General features: G+C 70.8%; 16 protein-coding genes and 3 tRNA genes. 10 read left to right on the top strand and 9 right to left on the bottom strand.

The features are described 5' to 3' along the window. The first annotated feature begins 8 nt into the window (after positions 1-8). Positions 9-1,133 (top strand): Leu/Phe/Val dehydrogenase, encoded by a 1,125-nt coding sequence (locus ACIBAD_RS24135; RefSeq protein WP_398908305.1) that lies wholly within the window; start codon positions 9-11, stop codon positions 1,131-1,133. A gap of 282 nt (positions 1,134-1,415) precedes the next feature. Next, entirely contained in the window at positions 1,416-1,682 is a 267-nt protein-coding gene (locus ACIBAD_RS24130; RefSeq protein WP_030292353.1) for a DUF3073 domain-containing protein, read from the top strand. A 97-nt stretch (positions 1,683-1,779) separates the two neighbouring features. Here the strand turns inward: ACIBAD_RS24130 and purM are convergent, their stop codons facing one another. Together purM and purF are read right to left on the bottom strand one after the other, a co-directional pair. Then, positions 1,780-2,850, bottom strand: a complete 1,071-nt coding sequence (purM, locus tag ACIBAD_RS24125; RefSeq protein ID WP_398908302.1) for a phosphoribosylformylglycinamidine cyclo-ligase — start codon at positions 2,848-2,850, stop codon at positions 1,780-1,782. 109 nt (positions 2,851-2,959) lie between these two features. Further along, the gene (gene purF / locus ACIBAD_RS24120) at positions 2,960-4,477 is read right to left on the bottom strand and encodes an amidophosphoribosyltransferase (RefSeq protein WP_134073092.1); all 1,518 of its coding nucleotides are present in this window, start codon (positions 4,475-4,477) and stop codon (positions 2,960-2,962) included. Positions 4,478-4,624: 147 nt separating this feature from the next. Here purF and ACIBAD_RS24115 point away from each other — a divergent pair, with 147 nt between their 5' ends. Both ACIBAD_RS24115 and ACIBAD_RS24110 read left to right on the top strand, forming a co-directional pair. Beyond that, positions 4,625-4,720, top strand: coding sequence for a putative leader peptide (locus ACIBAD_RS24115; protein WP_385588274.1), 96 nt, complete (start codon positions 4,625-4,627; stop codon positions 4,718-4,720). Positions 4,721-4,835: 115 nt separating this feature from the next. Next, positions 4,836-6,260, top strand: coding sequence for a sulfatase (locus tag ACIBAD_RS24110; RefSeq protein WP_398908299.1), 1,425 nt, complete (start codon positions 4,836-4,838; stop codon positions 6,258-6,260). Between the two features lie 25 nt (positions 6,261-6,285). On the opposite strand, the gene ACIBAD_RS24105 is transcribed toward ACIBAD_RS24110, so the two are convergent. The 5 genes from ACIBAD_RS24105 to purS form a co-directional block, all read right to left on the bottom strand. Beyond that, positions 6,286-7,104, bottom strand: coding sequence for an META domain-containing protein (locus ACIBAD_RS24105; RefSeq protein ID WP_398908297.1), 819 nt, complete (start codon positions 7,102-7,104; stop codon positions 6,286-6,288). 45 nt (positions 7,105-7,149) lie between these two features. Beyond that, positions 7,150-7,941 carry a sterol carrier family protein gene (locus ACIBAD_RS24100; protein ID WP_398908295.1) on the bottom strand — a complete coding sequence of 264 codons (792 nt, stop codon included), beginning with the start codon at positions 7,939-7,941 and terminating at the stop codon, positions 7,150-7,152. 104 nt (positions 7,942-8,045) lie between these two features. After that, positions 8,046-10,295, bottom strand: coding sequence for a phosphoribosylformylglycinamidine synthase subunit PurL (purL, locus tag ACIBAD_RS24095; RefSeq protein WP_134073086.1), 2,250 nt, complete (start codon positions 10,293-10,295; stop codon positions 8,046-8,048). Beyond that, positions 10,292-10,972: a phosphoribosylformylglycinamidine synthase subunit PurQ gene (gene purQ / locus ACIBAD_RS24090; protein ID WP_398908294.1), complete on the bottom strand. Its 681-nt coding sequence runs from the start codon at positions 10,970-10,972 to the stop codon at positions 10,292-10,294. Before purQ ends, purL begins: the two co-directional genes overlap by 4 nt. A gap of 2 nt (positions 10,973-10,974) precedes the next feature. After that, positions 10,975-11,226: a phosphoribosylformylglycinamidine synthase subunit PurS gene (purS, locus tag ACIBAD_RS24085; RefSeq protein ID WP_008740952.1), complete on the bottom strand. Its 252-nt coding sequence runs from the start codon at positions 11,224-11,226 to the stop codon at positions 10,975-10,977. Positions 11,227-11,583: 357 nt separating this feature from the next. Here purS and ACIBAD_RS24080 point away from each other — a divergent pair, with 357 nt between their 5' ends. The 6 genes from ACIBAD_RS24080 (at position 11,584) to ACIBAD_RS24055 (ending at position 14,288) form a co-directional block, all read left to right on the top strand. Next, a complete protein-coding gene (locus tag ACIBAD_RS24080) occupies positions 11,584-11,901 on the top strand; it encodes an Lsr2 family protein (protein ID WP_134073084.1) in 318 nt (105 codons plus the stop codon). A gap of 120 nt (positions 11,902-12,021) precedes the next feature. Further along, positions 12,022-12,093 (top strand) — tRNA-Gly (locus tag ACIBAD_RS24075). 80 nt (positions 12,094-12,173) lie between these two features. Beyond that, positions 12,174-12,246: transfer RNA gene (locus ACIBAD_RS24070), tRNA-Gly, on the top strand. Between the two features lie 107 nt (positions 12,247-12,353). Continuing rightward, positions 12,354-13,580 (top strand): histidine kinase, encoded by a 1,227-nt coding sequence (locus ACIBAD_RS24065; RefSeq protein WP_134073082.1) that lies wholly within the window; start codon positions 12,354-12,356, stop codon positions 13,578-13,580. Continuing rightward, a complete protein-coding gene (locus tag ACIBAD_RS24060) occupies positions 13,577-14,188 on the top strand; it encodes a response regulator transcription factor (RefSeq protein WP_134073080.1) in 612 nt (203 codons plus the stop codon). Before ACIBAD_RS24065 ends, ACIBAD_RS24060 begins: the two co-directional genes overlap by 4 nt. A gap of 24 nt (positions 14,189-14,212) precedes the next feature. Beyond that, positions 14,213-14,288 (top strand) — tRNA-Gly (locus tag ACIBAD_RS24055). A gap of 92 nt (positions 14,289-14,380) precedes the next feature. On the opposite strand, the gene ACIBAD_RS24050 is transcribed toward ACIBAD_RS24055, so the two are convergent. Both ACIBAD_RS24050 and ACIBAD_RS24045 read right to left on the bottom strand, forming a co-directional pair. Further along, complete coding sequence (locus tag ACIBAD_RS24050; protein WP_134073078.1) at positions 14,381-15,283, bottom strand: phosphoribosylaminoimidazolesuccinocarboxamide synthase; 903 nt, start codon at positions 15,281-15,283, stop codon at positions 14,381-14,383. A 106-nt stretch (positions 15,284-15,389) separates the two neighbouring features. Further along, positions 15,390-16,871, bottom strand: coding sequence for a N,N-dimethylformamidase beta subunit family domain-containing protein (locus ACIBAD_RS24045; RefSeq protein WP_398908292.1), 1,482 nt, complete (start codon positions 16,869-16,871; stop codon positions 15,390-15,392). Positions 16,872-17,009: the final 138 nt, after the last annotated feature.

The following is a 17,009-nucleotide window of genomic DNA, read 5'->3' as shown; positions in this document are numbered from 1 at the left end:
TCACCACCGTGACCGAAATGACCGACGGCGTCCTGCACACCCTGTTCCGCACGGAACAGGGCGGCCACGAGCAAGTCGTGCTGTGCCAGGACCGAGCCTCCGGCCTGAAGGCCGTCATCGCGATCCACTCCACCGCCCTGGGCCCCGCCCTCGGCGGTACGCGCTTCCACGCGTACGCCTCGGACGAGGAGGCCGTCCTCGACGCGCTGAACCTCTCGCGCGGCATGTCGTACAAGAACGCCCTCGCCGGTCTCGACCTCGGCGGCGGCAAGGCCGTCATCATCGGCGACCCCGACGTACTGAAGTCCGAGGAACTGCTGCTGGCGTACGGCCGGTTCGTGGAGTCCCTCGGCGGCCGCTACGTCACGGCCTGCGACGTCGGCACGTACGTGGCGGACATGGACGTCGTGGCCCGCGAGACCCGCTGGGCGACCGGCCGCTCCCCCGAGAACGGCGGCGCCGGCGACTCCTCGGTCCTCACCGCCTTCGGCGTCTTCCAGGGCATGCGGGCCAGCGCCCAGCACCTGTGGGGCGACCCGACCCTGCGCGGCCGCAAGGTCGCCGTGGCGGGCGTCGGCAAGGTCGGCCACCACCTGGTCGAGCACCTGCTGGAGGACGGCGCCGAGGTCGTCATCACGGACGTGCGGGAGGAGTCCGTGCAGCGGATCCTCGACAGGCACCCGGGCAAGGTCACCGCGGTCGCCGACACGGAGGCGCTGATCCGCGTGGAGGGCCTGGACATCTACGCCCCCTGCGCGCTCGGCGGGGCCCTGAACGACGGGACGGTGAACGTCCTGACGGCGAAGGTCGTCTGCGGCGCGGCCAACAACCAGCTCGCCCACCCGGGCGTGGAGAAGGACCTCGCGGACCGCGGGATCCTCTACGCGCCCGACTACGTGGTGAACGCGGGCGGGGTCATCCAGGTCGCCGACGAACTGCGGGGCTTCGACTTCGACCGCTGCAAGGCGAAGGCCACGAAGATCTTCGACACCACGCTGGAGATCTTCGCTCGTGCGAAGGCGGACGGGATCCCGCCGGCCGCGGCGGCCGACCGGATCGCCGAGCAGCGGATGGCGGACGCCCGCGCGGCGAAGGCCGCCAAGGGCTCGTCGCCGGCCGTCGACGCGTCGTAACGACCCCTGACGTGCGCCCGCCGGGGTTGCGGCGAGACGGAACTCACTGCACTTCGGCGGGTCGCCCGCCAGGAAAGGGTTAAAATCGCAGCTGACCAGCGAGGACGGGGCGCCTCATTGGTCCTGCACCGGGGCACGTCATGCGGGCGGCGTACCGTATGGCCGCGGAAGCAGGTACCGTTAAACCCCTACGGACGGTCTCTCCACGGAGAGCCCGCTCCGAACCATGAACGCGTGTCAGACTCTGGGGCCGTCGAGCCCCGTCACCGAGGGGGTCGAGCCATGGGGCGCGGCCGGGCCAAGGCCAAGCAGACAAAGGTCGCCCGCCAGCTGAAGTACAACAGCGGCGGGACTGACCTCTCGCGTCTGGCCAATGAGCTGGGCGCATCGCCGACGGAACCGCTGCTGCCTGTCAGCGAGCCGGTCGAAGTCGATGACGATCTGGACGACGACGACCCGTACGCCAAGTACGCGGATCTGTACAACAGCGATGATGACGACGACGAGGACGAAGAGTCCGGTCCGTCGGCACAGCGTCGCGGCGCTTGACGCTCTCCCGCGTCTCTTTCGCGTCTGCACGAGGACATAAACGCAAACAGCACTGAACCCGGTCCAGGGCATCGCCCCGGACCGGGTTCAGTGCTGCTCAGCTCGCGTAGGAACCGGTCAGGGTCGCACCCTCGGTACGGTCGCCCCGGTCGAGGATCTCGCCGGCGACCCAGGCGTCCACGCCCCGGTCGGCCAGCGCGGTCAGCGCCACGTCCACCGACTCCTGCGGGACCACGGCCATCATGCCGACGCCCATGTTCAGGGTCTTCTCCAGCTCCAACTGCTCCACCTGACCGGCCTTGCCGACCAGGTCGAAGATCGCGCCGGGCGCCCAGGTCGTACGGTCGACCGCGGCGTGCAGGTGGTCCGGGATGACCCGGGCCAGGTTCGCCGCGAGTCCGCCGCCGGTGATGTGCGAGTACGCGTGGACCTCGGCCGTACGGGTGAGAGCCATGCAGTCCAGCGAGTAGATCTTGGTCGGCTCCAGCAGCTCCTCGCCGAGGGTCCGGCCGAGCTCCTCCACGTGCTGGTCGAGCGACATGCCGGCGCGGTCGAAGAGGACGTGCCGGACCAGCGAGTACCCGTTCGAGTGAAGGCCGGAGGATGCCATCGCGATGACGGCGTCACCCGTACGGATGCGATCCGCGCCGAGCAGGCGGTCGTACTCGACGACACCGGTTCCGGCGCCCGCCACGTCGAAGTCGTCCGGGCCCAGCAGACCCGGGTGCTCGGCGGTCTCGCCGCCCACCAGGGCGCAGCCGGCGAGGACGCAGCCCTCGGCGATGCCCTTCACGATCGCCGCGACACGCTCCGGGTGGACCTTGCCCACGCAGATGTAGTCCGTCATGAAGAGCGGCTCGGCGCCGCAGACGACGATGTCGTCCATGACCATCGCGACGAGGTCGTGGCCGATGGTGTCGTACACGCCCAACTGGCGGGCGATGTCCACCTTCGTGCCGACGCCGTCGGTCGCGGAGGCCAGCAGCGGGCGCTCGTAGCGCTTGAGGGCGGAGGCGTCGAAGAGGCCGGCGAATCCGCCGAGGCCGCCGAGGACCTCGGGGCGCTGCGTCTTCTTCACCCACTCCTTCATGAGCTCGACGGCGCGGTCCCCCGCTTCGATGTCGACGCCCGCGGCTGCGTAGCTGGCACCGGTGGTCTTCTCTGTCATGACAGGAGAGAGCTTTCGTGTCGTTACTGCGGGTGGTGCCGGGCCCTGGGAGAAGCACTCGTAAAGACAGGGCCCGGCGCAGGTGGAGCCGGGGTCGCGGGTCGCGGCGCTACGGGCGCCGGAGCGCGTCGGCGGCGTCGGTGCCGCCGGCCAGCTCGCTCTCCAGGAGCTGCTTGCCCAGGAGCTGCGGGTCGGGCAGGTCCATGGGGTACTCGCCGTCGAAGCAGGCACGGCAGAGGTTCGGCTTCTGGATGGTCGTCGCCTCGATCATCGAGTCGAGCGAGATGTACGAGAGCGAGTCCGCGCCGAGCGACGTGGCGATCTCGTCGACCGTCATGCCGTTGGCGATCAGCTCGGCCCGGGTGGCGAAGTCGATGCCGAAGAAGCACGGCCACTTCACCGGCGGCGAGGAGATCCGGATGTGGACCTCGGCCGCGCCGGCCTCGCGGAGCATCTTGACCAGGGCGCGCTGGGTGTTGCCGCGGACGATCGAGTCGTCGACGACCACCAGGCGCTTGCCCCTGATGACTTCCTTGAGGGGGTTGAGCTTCAGGCGGATGCCCAACTGGCGGATCGTCTGCGAGGGCTGGATGAAGGTCCGGCCGACGTAGGCGTTCTTGACCAGGCCGGAGCCGTACGGGATCCCGCTGGCCTCGGCGTAGCCGACGGCGGCGGGCGTGCCGGATTCCGGCGTCGCTATCACCAGGTCGGCGTCGACGGGGGCTTCCTTGGCCAGGCGCCGGCCCATCTCGACACGCGAGAGGTAGACGTTCCGGCCGGCGATGTCGGTGTCCGGGCGCGCCAAATAGACGTACTCGAAGACACAGCCCTTGGGCTTTGCTTCCGCGAAGCGGGACGTGCGCAGGCCGTTCTCGTCGATCGCGATGAGCTCGCCCGGCTCGACCTCGCGGACGAAGCTGGCTCCGCAGATGTCGAGGGCGGCGGTCTCGCTCGCGACCACCCAGCCGCGCTCCAGGCGGCCGAGGACCAGCGGGCGGATGCCCTGCGGGTCACGGGCGGTGTAGAGGGTTCCCTCGTCCATGAACACGAGCGAGAACGCACCCTTGACCTTCGGGAGGACCTTGGTGGCCGACTCCTCGATGGTCAGGGGCTTGCCGTCGTCGTCCGTCTGGCCGGCCAGCAGGGCGGTGACCAGGTCGGTGTCATTGGTGGCCGCCACCTGGGTGGCGCGGCCGTCCTGACGGGGGAGGTCGGCGACCATCTCGGCGAGCTCGGCGGTGTTCACCAGGTTGCCGTTGTGACCCAGGGCAATGGAGCCGTGGGCGGTCGCGCGGAAAGTGGGCTGCGCGTTCTCCCAGACGGAGGCTCCGGTGGTCGAGTAGCGGGCGTGACCGACCGCGATATGACCCTGGAGCGAGCCGAGAGAGGTTTCGTCGAAGACCTGGGAAACGAGGCCCATGTCCTTGAAGACGAGGATCTGGGAACCGTTGCTCACAGCGATTCCCGCGGACTCTTGTCCACGGTGCTGTAGGGCATACAGTCCGAAGTAGGTGAGCTTGGCGACCTCTTCACCCGGAGCCCAGACACCGAAGACGCCGCAAGCGTCCTGGGGGCCCTTTTCGCCGGGGAGCAGGTCGTGGTTGAGTCGTCCATCACCACGAGGCACGCTTCCGAGTGTAGGCGAGATCGACCACTGGTCCGAATTGGGGATGGCCGGGAAATCTCACAGCACAGAGGGTGACGGTACGACTCTGTCTCGCTATTCGGAGCCTTTGTTGACATCTACGAAGGTATTCGTACAGGCTCTCGCCCCATGCAGCCTCTCGGTGACCACTCCGTCACCCTCGTCGAGCGCCGCCACGTAGACCTGGTCCGTGTCGCGAGCGCCATCTGTCGCTGTTCTGCGTAGCCACAACTCTCCGTCTTCCTTTTCCCTTTCGCTCCGCCCAGCCCCGCCCTGCCGTGCCGCGCGCCGTCCCGCGCCCGCCCGGGGCGGGGCCGCCGAGCCGTGCCTTGGAGTTCCTGTGTCTTCGTACAACAGCCATCTGTCCCGCCGGGCGTTCGGAAGTGCCGTCGGAGTGAGCGCGGCGGCCGCCGCGGTGGGGCTCGGGGCCGGCCCGGCCGCCGCCTCCGACACCGCTCGGACCGGCCCCGAGGAGCGTCCGTTCCGGGCCGCCCGAGGCCGGCGTTCCCGGCGCCCGAACGTCCTGTTCATCCTCGGCGACGACCTGGGCTGGGCCGACCTGTCCTCGTACGGATCCCCGCACATCAAGACCCCGAACCTGGACCGGCTGGCCCGCCAGGGGGTCCGCTTCACCGATGCCTACTCCGGCTCCGCCACCTGCTCGCCGACCCGGTTCAGCCTGTACACGGGCCGCTACCCGGGCCGGACCGCGGGCGGGCTCGCCGAGCCCATCGCCGACAAGAGCGCCGGCCTGGAGCCCACCCACCCGACGCTGGCCTCACTGCTGCGCGCCTCCGGCTACGCGACCGCGCTGATCGGCAAGTGGCACTGCGGCTACCTGCCCGACTACAGCCCGACCAGGTCGGGCTGGGAGGAGTTCTTCGGGAACTTCGGCGGGGCCCTGGAGTACTACTCCAAGCTGGGCCTGGGCGGCGAGTACGACCTCTACGAGGGCGACGCCGCCTACAAGGACCTGCGCTACTACACCCGGATCCTCACCGAGCGCGCCGCCGAGTACGTCTCCCGCGACCACGGCGGCAAGCCCTGGCTGCTGAACCTCAACTTCACCACCCCGCACTGGCCGTGGATCGCCGACGGGGACACCGCGGAGAGCGCCGAGGTCGAGCGCCGGATCAAGGCGGGCGACGCGCGGGCCCTGTGGCACCAGGACGGCGGCTCCGTCGAGAAGTACCGCCAGATGGTGGAGGACCTCGACCGCTCGGTCGGCGAGGTGCTCAAGGCCCTCAGGCGCTCCGGTCAGGAGGACGACACCCTGGTCTTCTTCTCCAGCGACAACGGCGGCGAGCGCTTCTCGTACAACTGGCCGCTCTCCGGCAACAAGGCCTCCCTCCAGGAGGGCGGAATCCGGGTGCCGAACATCGTGCGCTGGCCCGCCCGGATCGACGGCGGCCAGGTCAGCCGGGTCCCGGTCTTCACCCCGGACTGGACGGCGACCCTGCTGGAGCTGGCCGGGACCCGCCCCGACCCGGCGCACCCGCTGGACGGGGTGAGCCTGGCCGGGTACCTGCTGCGCGGCGAGGAGGCCCCGGAGCGGAACCTGTTCTGGCGGGTGCGCGGGGAGCGGGCCCTGCGCCGCGGGGACTGGAAGTACTACCGCGGCAAGGCGGGCAAGGACCAGCTGTTCAACCTCGCCGGGGACGTCCGCGAACAGGCCGACAGGGCTGCCCTTGAGCCGGCCCGGCTGGCGGAGCTGCGGGCGGCCTGGGAGAAGGTGGACGCGGGGCTGCTGCCCTACCCGGGCTGACCCCCGGGTACCGGTCCTCGCGGGATCATTCGGCGGCCGAGGCGGCCGTCGCGGTCAGGCCCGTGCCGTCCGGCGCGGTGAGGGTGAGTGTTCCGCCCTTGATGCTCCAGGTGAGCGGAGATGCGGAGAAGAGCTCGGTCAGCTTCCGCTCGACCTCGCCGACCGGGCCCTCGCAGGCCATCCGGGTCGTGGTCAGCGGCCCGAAGGTGAGCTGGGCTCCGTCACCAGTGGCCTTGGCGCTGAACCGGTTGCAGCCGAGGCTGCCGCTCGTGGCCAGGTCGGCGCTGATGGTGAAGACGGCCTTGCCGGCCGCCTCGGCCGGCAAGGAGGTGGCGGTGGCGCTCTGGCCGCTGACCAGCGAGGTAACGGTCCACGCGGTGGCGGTGAGCGGGGCGTCCGGGGCGGGGGGTTCCGAGCTCATCGCGATGGCGCTCCCGTCGGCGGTCGTCAGGGTGAGCCGGTTCGCCTGCCGGTCGACCGCCAGGCGGCCGGTGAAGAGCTTGGCGAAGGCCGTCTCGAACTCCGTGTTCTCGCAGGCCATGGCGGTGGTGGAGCCCGGTTTCACGGTGATGGCGCTCGCGCCGTCGTGGGTGACCGCGGCGGTGAAGCCGTTGCAGCCGTAGTTGCCGGTGGCCTGTTCCGGTTCGGACTGCGGGAAGGTGACCCGGGCGGCGGAGGGCGCCGTGAGGGTCTTCCCGCCCACGGTCAGGCTCTGCACGAACCAGGTCCCGGCCGAACCGTGGCCAGGGAGGGTGCCGTGCGTACCGCCGTCACTGCACGCGGTGGCGGCGGCCAGGGTCAGGGCGGCGACGAGGGCAGCGGGAAGGTGCCGAGGCGTACGCATGCCCCTGGGACGGATCCGGCGCGGAACCGGTTCCCCCGGGCCGGGTCAGCTCATGACCGGGAGCAGCGCCGACAGGTCGGCCCGCTCGCCACTGGCCCTGACCTGCGCGTCCTCCACGGCCACGGCCCAGGCCGTACGCCCGGTGGCCAGCCGGATCCAGGTCAGCGGGTCCGTCTCCACCACGTTCGGCGGGGTGCCGCGGGTGTGCCGGGGCCCCTCGATGCACTGGACCACCGCGAACGGCGGGATCCGTACCTCCACCGAGCCGCCCGGTGCCTTCAGCGCGAGGGCGTCGGCGAGCAGCCGGGTACAGGCCGCCAGGGCCTGCCGCTCGATCGGGACGTCCAGGCCCGCGGCGCGGTTGAGGTCGTCGGTGTGCACCACGAGCTCCACGGTCCGGGTGACCAGGAAATCGGCCAGGGTCATGTCCCCGATCCACAGGTCCAGCACCCGGCTGCCCGGATTCACGGCCAGTTGCTCGGCCAGACGGGCGCCGGCCCGCTCGTACAGCTCGGGCAGCGGGGCGCCCTCCAGGGTCTCCTTGGCCGCCTCTGCGATCTTCCCCGCGAGCGAGGCGGTGGCGAAGGGCCATTCGACGGCCGTCAGCTCCGGTACGGCGGCCGGGGGCCGGGCCAGCCCGGCGGCCAGCGAGTCGGCGATCCACGCGATGTGCGCGGCGAGCTCGGCGACGCTCCACCCGCCCACCCCGCTGGGCCGCGCGAGCTGCTCGTCGCCCAGCTCCCGTACGGCGTCGGCCACGTGCCCGAACTGTGCAATAACGGCTGCACGGATCTTCGCGGCGTCGTAGGTACGCGCCCTCTTCTTGGCGGGTGGCATGGGCCGACCCTATCCGGCGGTGCCGGCAACGGGCGGGGGCCCGAGCGCCCGAGCCCCCGCCCGGAGGACTCCGGACGGGGGCTCGGGAACGAGCGCGGGCGGGATCAGGCGAGCAGCGCCGGGATCGTCGCCTCGTGAGCGGTCCGCAGCTCCGCGAGCGGGATCGTGAACTCGCCCTGGATCTCGATCTCCTCGCCGTCCACCACGCCGATACGGGTGGCGGGCAGCCCCCGCGCACCGCACATGTCGGTGAAGCGGAGCTCCTCGCTGCGCGGGACGGCCACGATGGCCCGGCCCGCGGACTCGGAGAACAGGAAGGTGAACGCGTCCAGGCCCTCGGGGACCACGATCCGCGCACCGTTGCCGCCGCGCAGGCAGGACTCGGTGAGCGCCTGGATCACGCCGCCGTCGGACAGGTCGTGCGCCGCGTCGACCATGCCGTCGCGGGACGCCGAGATCAGGATCTCGCCGAGCAGCTTCTCGCGGCCCAGGTCCACCTTGGGCGGCATGCCGCCGAGGTGGTCGTGGACGACCTGGGACCAGGCCGAGCCGCCGAACTCCTCGGCCGTGTCGCCGAGCAGGTACAGCAGCTGGCCGGCCTCCGCGAACGCCATCGGCGTCCGGCGGTTGACGTCGTCGATCACACCGAGGACCGCCACGACCGGGGTCGGGTGGATCGCGACGTCACCGGTCTGGTTGTAGAGCGAGACGTTGCCGCCGGTCACCGGGGTGCCCAGCTCCAGGCAGCCGTCCGCGAGACCGCGGGTGGCCTCGGCGAACTGCCACATGACGCCCGGGTCCTCCGGCGAGCCGAAGTTGAGGCAGTCGGAGATGGCCAGCGGCTTGGCGCCGGTCGCGGCGACGTTGCGGTACGCCTCCGCCAGGGCGAGCTGCGCACCCGTGTACGGGTCGAGCTTCGCGAAGCGGCCGTTGCCGTCGGTGGCCATGGCCACGCCGAGGTTGGACTCCTCGTCGATGCGGACCATGCCCGCGTCCTCGGGCTGCGAGAGCACCGTGTTGCCCTGGACGAAGCGGTCGTACTGGTCCGTGACCCAGGACTTCGAGGCCTGGTTCGGGGACGAGACCAGCGCCAGGACCTGCGCGCGGAGCTCCTCGGAGGTCTGCGGCCGGGGCAGCTTGCCCGCGTCGTCGGCCTGGAGGGCGTCCTGCCACTCGGGGCGCGCGTACGGGCGGTGGTAGACCGGGCCCTCGTGGGCGACGGTGCCCGGGGGCACGTCCACGATCTGCTCGCCGTGCCAGAAGATCTCCAGGCGCTCGCCGTCGGTCACCTCACCGATGACGGTGGCGATCACGTCCCACTTCTCGCAGATCTCCATGAAGCGGTCGACGTACTGCGGCTCGACGATCGCGCACATGCGCTCCTGCGACTCGCTCATGAGGATTTCCTCGGGCGAGAGCGTCGCGTCGCGCAGCGGGACGGTGTCGAGCTCGACGCGCATGCCGCCGGAACCGGCGGAGGCCAGCTCGGACGTGGCGCAGGACAGCCCGGCGCCGCCGAGGTCCTGGATGCCCGCGACCAGCTTCTCCTTGAAGATCTCCAGGGTGCACTCGATGAGGAGCTTCTCCTGGAAGGGGTCGCCGACCTGCACGGCGGGGCGCTTGGTCGGCTTGGTGTCGTCGAAGGTCTCGGACGCGAGGACCGAGACGCCGCCGATGCCGTCGCCGCCCGTGCGGGCGCCGTAGAGGATGACCTTGTTGCCGGGGCCGGAGGCCTTGGCGAGGTGGATGTCCTCGTGCTTCATCACGCCGATGCAGCCGGCGTTGACCAGCGGGTTGCCCTGGTAGCAGGCGTCGAAGACGACCTCGCCGCCGATGTTCGGCAGGCCCAGGCAGTTGCCGTAGCCGCCGATGCCCGCGACCACGCCCGGCAGGACGCGCTTGGTGTCGGGGTGGTCGGCCGCGCCGAAGCGCAGCGGGTCGACGACCGCGACCGGGCGGGCGCCCATGGCGAGGATGTCGCGGACGATGCCGCCGACGCCGGTGGCCGCGCCCTGGTAGGGCTCGATGTAGCTCGGGTGGTTGTGCGACTCGACCTTGAAGGTGACCGCGTACCCCTGGCCGACGTCGACGACGCCTGCGTTCTCGCCGATGCCGACGAGCATCGCGTCGTTCTGCGGGACCTTCTCGCCGAACTGCTTCAGGTGGACCTTGCTGCTCTTGTACGAGCAGTGCTCGGACCACATGACCGAGTACATGGCGAGCTCGGCGCCGGTGGGGCGGCGGCCGAGGATCTCCCGGATGCGGGCGTACTCGTCCTCCTTGAGGCCGAGTTCCTTCCAGGGCTGGGAGGCGTCCGGCGTCTCGGTGGCGTTCTTGACGGTGTCGAGGCTCATGCGGAGACCAGCTTCTTCAGGACCGAGGTGAAGAACGGGAGGCCGTCGGTGCGGCCCGTCCCGATCAGCGGCTCGACCGCGTGCTCGGGGTGCGGCATGAGGCCGACCACGTTGCCCGCGGCGTTGGTGATGCCGGCGATGTCGCGGAGCGACCCGTTCGGGTTCACGTCCACGTACCGGAAGGCCACGCGGCCTTCGGCCTCAAGCTCGTCGAGGACGCGCTCGTCGGCCACGTACCGGCCGTCCATGTTCTTGAGCGGTACGGAGATCTCCTGGCCGGCGGTGTAGTCGCCGGTCCACGCGCTCTCCGCGTTCTCCACCCGCAGCTTCTGGTCGCGGCAGATGAAGTGCAGGTGGTTGTTGCGGAGCATCGCCCCCGGCAGCAGGTGGGCCTCGGTGAGGACCTGGAAGCCGTTGCAGATGCCGAGGACCGGCATGCCGGCCTTGGCCTGCTCGATGATGGTCTCCATCACCGGCGAGAACCGGGAGATGGCTCCGGCGCGCAGGTAGTCCCCGTAGGAGAAGCCGCCCGCGAGGACGACCGCGTCGACCTGGTGCAGGTCCTTGTCGCGGTGCCACAGCGAAACGGGCTCGGCCCCCGCGAGGCGGACGGCGCGCAGCGAGTCACGGTCGTCGAGCGTTCCGGGGAACGTGACGACTCCGATGCGAGTGGTCACCGTCAGGCCTCGACCTTCACGGTGAAGTCTTCGATGACGGTGTTGGCGAGGAACGTTTCGGCCATCTTGTGGATGCGGTCGAGGGCGGCCTGGTCGACCGGTCCCTCCACTTCCAGTTCGAAGCGCTTCCCCTGGCGGACGTCGGCGATGCCCTCGAAGCCCAGGCGCGGCAGTGCACGCTGCACCGCCTGGCCCTGAGGGTCGAGGATCTCCGGCTTGAGCATGACGTCGACTACGACGCGTGCCACTGGCACTCCCGATGGGTGGTTGGTGCGAAGGCGGTTCCCTCAGCGTACCCGGCCGAAATTTCTACGCGGGTAGATATCTCCGGGCGCCTCCGGGACCCCGATCACCCGCCCGTTTCGGCTTCACCAACGCTTCGCAAAATCCACCGGAAAACCACGTGCCCGGCATTGCGGCAGGACACGCGGAGATAATTAACTGGGCTTCGCAATGCAATGAGAATCAAGGTACAAAGGATTCCACCGGGACGGCGGCATTTTTTGCCGCACGACTCGGGACGGAATGATGCATTGCTCCGAAACATCCACACAGGCGACATCACCGCACGTCCGACGGGTGAGCGGCGTCGCACGAAGGGACCGATATCCGTGGCGCAGCGCGTAGTAGTCACGATCTCCGACGACATCGACGGCGGAGAAGCGGCGGAAACGGTCACGTTCGGCCTGGACGGTAAGTCGTACGAGATCGACCTCAATCTGGCCAACGCAAAGAAACTGCGGAAGAGCCTCGCGCCCTTCGTGGCCGCAGGACGCCGGCAGGCCCGTTCCGGGAAGACGTACAAGCACACCTCGCTGGCCCCGGACCCGGCGGTCGTCCGCGCCTGGGCCCGGTCCAACAACCTCGACGTGCCGCCGCGCGGCCGCATCCCGAAGCGGGTGTACGCGGCGTACAACGAGGCCCACTGAGGCCCGCCGGGCCCGCTAACGGGGCGGGGCGGGGGCCGATTTGCCATCCACCCCCTCCGATCCGCTAGTGTGTGGATCACGCCGAGGGGCGAGGCCGCAGGTCAAAGCCCCGAAGGTCGTGCGGGTGTAGTTCAGTAGCAGAACATCCCCCTTCCAGGGGGAAGGCGCAGTGTGCGATCCCTGTCACCCGCTCTGCAACGCTTTACAGACCACTCCGGTGGATCGGGTAGAGTGATGCACGCATCGCAACGGCATTCGTGCCGGAGCAGCATGCGGACGTAGCTCAGTTGGTAGAGCACCACCTTGCCAAGGTGGATGTCGCGCGTTCGAGTCGCGTCGTCCGCTCAGCGAGCAAAGGCCCTGATCGATGATCAGGGCCTTTGTCGTATGCGCTTACCGTGGACGTGTGGACGTCGGCTGCTGTCGACCAACGTCATCGGGGGGCTGGGACCGTGTCGAAGCTGACGGGGTGGTGGAGGAACCGCAGCAGTGCGGCCAAGGTCGAGCTCTACACCCGCTGGTCATTGCACTTCTTCGTGCTCCTCGAATCCTTTGCGGTGCTCTTCGGACTCGCCCCCGAGGGCCTCGGTGCCGTCACCGGCGCCCTGATCCCGCCCCTGTGCGCGCAGATCGCGCTGTCCGCGGTAGTGGCGTCCAGGGCGCTGGACTGGGTGCTCGGCCGGCGTGAGCGACCCGTACGCCTGGCGGTGGCGCTCGGCGCGCTGACCGCCGCGCTGGCGGTCGCCGTGCTGGTCCTGCGCTCGGCCGGCGCCCTCTCCCACGCGGGCGTCGCCCCCTCCCTCGTGGTCAACACGGTCGCGTTCGCCTCGGGTTCGCTGACGCTGGCACTGGCGCGGGTCCGGCACATGCTCTGCGTGGCCCCCGCCGCGGGCGCCGCGGCCGCAGCCGTGGCTCTGGCGGTGGGGCACCCCGCCGGGGAGGCGGCCGGCTACGGGGTCGGCGTCCTCCTCACCTGCTGCCTTCTGGTCCTGGCCTGCGGGTTCTCCTCCTGGCTGCTGAAGACGGTGTACGAGCTCGACCGGGCCCGGGAGCTCCAGGCGCAGCTCGCCGTCGCCCAGGAGCGGCTGCGCTTCGGACGGGACCTGCACGATGTGATGGGCCGCAATCTGGCGGTGATCGCGCTCAAGAGCGAACTGGCCGTCCAGCTGGCCCGGCGCGAACGCCCGGAGGCCGTGGACCAGATGATCGAGGTCCAGCGGATCGCCGCCGAGTCCCAGCGCGAGGTGCGCGAGGTCGTACGCGGCTATCGCGAGGCGGATCTCGCCGTGGAACTGGAGGGCGCCCGCGGGGTGCTCGGCGCGGCCGGGATGGACTGCCGCGTCGAGGTGGAGGCGGACGGTGCGCTGCGCCCGGAAGTGCAGTCGGCGCTGGGCTGGGTGGTCCGGGAGGCCACGACCAACGTCCTGCGGCACGGCGACGCCCGCAACTGCGTGATCCGTCTCACGGCACCCGACGGGGGCGCGCTGACGCTGGTGGTGGAGAACGACGGGGCCCCCGAGGTGCCGGCCGGACCGCCGGGTTCCGGACTCACCGGCCTGCGGGAGCGGCTCGCCGCACTGGACGGCACCTTGGAGGCCGGCCCGGTCGGCGGCGGCCGGTTCCGGCTGCTGGCCCGGATCCCGGGCGGACGACTGCGAGGACTGGAGGCACGGGCATGAGCCCCGTACGCGTACTGCTGGCCGACGACGAGCACCTGATCCGCGGCGCGCTCGCCGCGCTGCTGGCCCTGGAGGACGATCTGCTGGTCGTCGCGGAGGCGGCCTCGGGGCCCGAGGCCCTCGCGATGGCGCGCGCCCACCGGCCGGACGTGGCGGTGCTGGACCTGCAGATGCCCGGGGCGGACGGTGTGAGTGTGGCCACATCGCTGCGGACCGAACTCCCCCACTGCAAGACCATGATCGTGACGAGTCACGGCCGTCCCGGGCACCTGAAGAGGGCCCTCACGGCCGGGGTGCGGGCCTTCGCGCCGAAGACGGTGTCGGCGCAGCGGCTGGCCGAGCTGATCCGCACCGTGCACGCCGGAGGCCGTTATGTGGACCCGGAGTTGGCGGCCGACGCGATCAGCGCGGGGGACTCCCCGCTGACCGCGCGCGAGGCCGAGGTGCTGGAACTCGCCGGGGACGGCGCGCCGATCGCGGAGATCGCGGAGCGGGCCTCGCTCTCGCCCGGGACCGTACGGAACTACCTCTCGTCGGCGGCGACGAAGCTGGGCGCCGAGAACCGGCATACGGCAGTGCGTCTCGCACGCGAGCGGGGTTGGGTATAGTAGTTCTCGCGTTACGGCGCACCTGCGGACATAGCTCAGTTGGTAGAGCACCACCTTGCCAAGGTGGATGTCGCGCGTTCGAGTCGCGTTGTCCGCTCCATCGAAGAAGCCCCCGGTCCTGTGACCGGGGGCTTCTTCGTGTCCCCGGGACCCTTTCGGGTCCCGGGGACATCAGATCTCAGGCGTCAGGCCTCAGGCCCAGGAGAGGCCGGTGAGGCGTTCGTACGCCTCGATGTACTTGGCGCTGGTCTGCTCGGCGACCTCCTGCGGGAGGGCCGGCGGCGGGAGTTCGCCCGTGCGGTCCCAGCCGGAGGCGGGGGAGGTGAGCCAGTTGCGCACGAACTGCTTGTCGTAGGAGGGCTGGGCGCGGCCCGGCTCCCACTGGTCGGCCGGCCAGAAGCGGGAGGAGTCCGGGGTCAGCACCTCGTCGGCGGCGACGAGCGTGCCGTCCTTGTCGAAGCCGAACTCGAACTTGGTGTCCGCCAGGATGATCCCCCGCTCGCGGGCGATGTCCCGCGCCCGGCCGTACACGGCCAGGGTGGTCTGTCGCAGCAGCGCCGCCGTCTCGGCGCCGGTGGTGTGCGCGACCTCCTCGTACGAGACGTTCTCGTCGTGCTCGCCGACCTCGGCCTTGGCGGCCGGCGTGAAGATCGGGGCGGGCAGCTCGGAGCCGTCCACGAGCCCCTCGGGGAGGGCGAGTCCGCAGACCGTACGGGTCTTCTCGTACTCGGCGAGGCCGGAGCCGGTGAGGTAGCCGCGGGCCACGCACTCGACCGGGACCATGTCGAGGTTCTTGCAGATCAGCGTGCGGCCGGCCCAGTCGGCGGGGGCGCCCGCGGGCAGGTCCGTGCCGATCACGTGGTTCGGGACGAGGTCCCTCAGCTGGTCGAACCACCAGAGCGAGAGCTGGGTCAGGACGCGGCCCTTGTCCGGGATCTCGGTGGGGAGCACCCAGTCGTACGCGGACATGCGGTCGCTGGCGACCATGACGAGGTTGCCGTCGCCGTCGCGGTAGAGGTCGCGCACCTTGCCGGTGTGGAGGTGGACGAGGCCGGGCACCTGAACCGGCTCGGGCTTTTCGACGAATCCGGACACGGGGTCTCCCTGTGGTTCTGTACGAGCGCACCCCATTCTCCCGCACGGGGGCCCGTGCCCGGCTCCGGGGGTGTGCGGCGGGGTGGCGGCGGGGTGCGGGCCCGGCTCAGTCCCGTTTGCAGATCCGGTCGAGGAGGTTGGCGGTGGCCCGCTGGACCCGTTCGTCGACGTGGCCGGGGCGGTCCAGGGCCGGGGACCAGGCGAAGGTGCCCGACGCGAAGACCAGCGCGCCGCTCGGTGCCCGGTACAGGGAGGTCTCCTGGTGGCGCTTGGCGCCCTCGCTGTCGCGGTACGGGGAGTGCGCGAGCAGGATGCGGTCCTGGTGCTCGGGGAGCTGGGTGCGCGGGAAGTACCGGTCGGCCTCCCCGGCGACCAGGCCGGGGAGCTCGTCGTTCTCGACGGCGCCGGTGGAGTCCCAGAGCCAGTGCGTGGCATTGCGCACGATCAGGGGCGCGGGCTCGGGGACCCGCCCCGCGTACTGGATGCCGAGCAGCTGCTGCTCCGGGCGGTCGACCTCGCGCCAGAGGCTGGGGCGGCCGGGGCCGCGGCGTTTTCGGCAGGTGAGGAGCCGGTCGTCGACCCCGGAGGGGGAGGGCCCCAGCTCGACCTGCCAGTACATGGTGTTGGCGGAGAGGAAGACGAGCGAGGTGCCGTGGTCGCGGGCGCGCTCGACGGTGCGGCGCATGGGGGCCGACCAGTACTCGTCGTGGCCGGGGAAGACCAGGCCGCGGTAGCGGGTGGGGTCGACGCGGCCGGCGTGGAGATCGCGGGTGTCGGCGTAGGCGAGGTCGTAGCCGTAGCGCTCGGCCCAGCGGATGAAGTCGTAGGCGTGGCCCACGTGCAGGGGCAGGCCGGCGCCGGCGTAGGGCCGGTCGAAGGAGACGGTGATGGCCGCGTCCGGCTCGCCGAGCAGCCGGCCCTGTTCGTCCCAGGCGTGGTAGAGGCTCGCGCCGGTGTGCCCGTCCTCGGGGTAGAGGTTGTAGGCCTGCCAGGTGATGTCGGGCAGCAGGAGGAGCAGGTCGGCCGGGTGGTCGTCGCGGACGGTGAAGGGGATGTGGGACCGGTACCCGTCGGCGGTGGTGAGGACGGCGACGTACGCGCCGACGCTCCAGTAGGAGGGCACCTGCAGCCGCCAGGAGAGCCACCAGTGGTGGCAGGAGACGGTGCGGTCGGCTGTGAGGGGGGCCGGCTGGACGATGCCCGAGAGCCGGGGACTGGTGGTGATCTTGGAAGCGCCGTCGCCGCCGTAGTGGCCGATGCGGTAGACGTCGACGGAGAACTGCTGGGGCGGGTCCACGGTGATGTGGAAGTCGATGGCCTCGCCGGGTGCGACGGCGCCGGTGGAGGCGAAGCCCTTGATCTGCCGGTGCACGTCGTCGGCGGTGCGCGGGCCGCCGTTGCCGCGGGCGCGGGGAATCTGGCCGGGGGCGAGCGCCGGGTCCACGTACCAGGGCACGACCTGGCCGGTGTCGTCGAAGTACAGCTCGCTGCCCCGGAACCACGGCAGCGGGCCCTGGCCGAAGGGATCGGTCACCGCGTGCGCGAGCGCACCTGATTCCCAACGCCGGATCTGGTCCGCACCACCCATACCGCTCCCCTCCCTCGCTCCCCCGAACGGTCTCTGAACGCTCCGACACGGCACGGTTTCCGGACATCGAACCGCTACCGGTCCCAGCACATCACATAACGCACTCATTCCGTCACCGTTCGCCACATCCGGAGGCTC

The organism is Streptomyces sp. NPDC051109, assembly GCF_044455885.1.
Classification (GTDB): Bacteria; Actinomycetota; Actinomycetes; order Streptomycetales; family Streptomycetaceae; genus Streptomyces.
This window is presented reverse-complemented; position numbering and strand designations above follow the sequence as displayed.

Excerpts from the sequence above, each read along its gene's own strand:
- ACIBAD_RS24045 (WP_398908292.1), bottom strand. The coding sequence starts at position 16,871 with ATGGGTGGTGCGGACCAGATCCGGCGTTGGGAATCAGGTGCGCTCGCG.
- purM (WP_398908302.1), bottom strand. The coding sequence starts at position 2,850 with ATGACAGAGAAGACCACCGGTGCCAGCTACGCAGCCGCGGGCGTCGAC.
- ACIBAD_RS24100 (WP_398908295.1), bottom strand. The coding sequence starts at position 7,941 with ATGCCACCCGCCAAGAAGAGGGCGCGTACCTACGACGCCGCGAAGATC.
- ACIBAD_RS24130 (WP_030292353.1), top strand. The coding sequence starts at position 1,416 with ATGGGGCGCGGCCGGGCCAAGGCCAAGCAGACAAAGGTCGCCCGCCAG.
- ACIBAD_RS24115 (WP_385588274.1), top strand. The coding sequence starts at position 4,625 with ATGCAGCCTCTCGGTGACCACTCCGTCACCCTCGTCGAGCGCCGCCAC.
- ACIBAD_RS24060 (WP_134073080.1), top strand. The coding sequence starts at position 13,577 with ATGAGCCCCGTACGCGTACTGCTGGCCGACGACGAGCACCTGATCCGC.
- ACIBAD_RS24105 (WP_398908297.1), bottom strand. The coding sequence starts at position 7,104 with ATGCGTACGCCTCGGCACCTTCCCGCTGCCCTCGTCGCCGCCCTGACC.
- purL (WP_134073086.1), bottom strand. The coding sequence starts at position 10,295 with ATGAGCCTCGACACCGTCAAGAACGCCACCGAGACGCCGGACGCCTCC.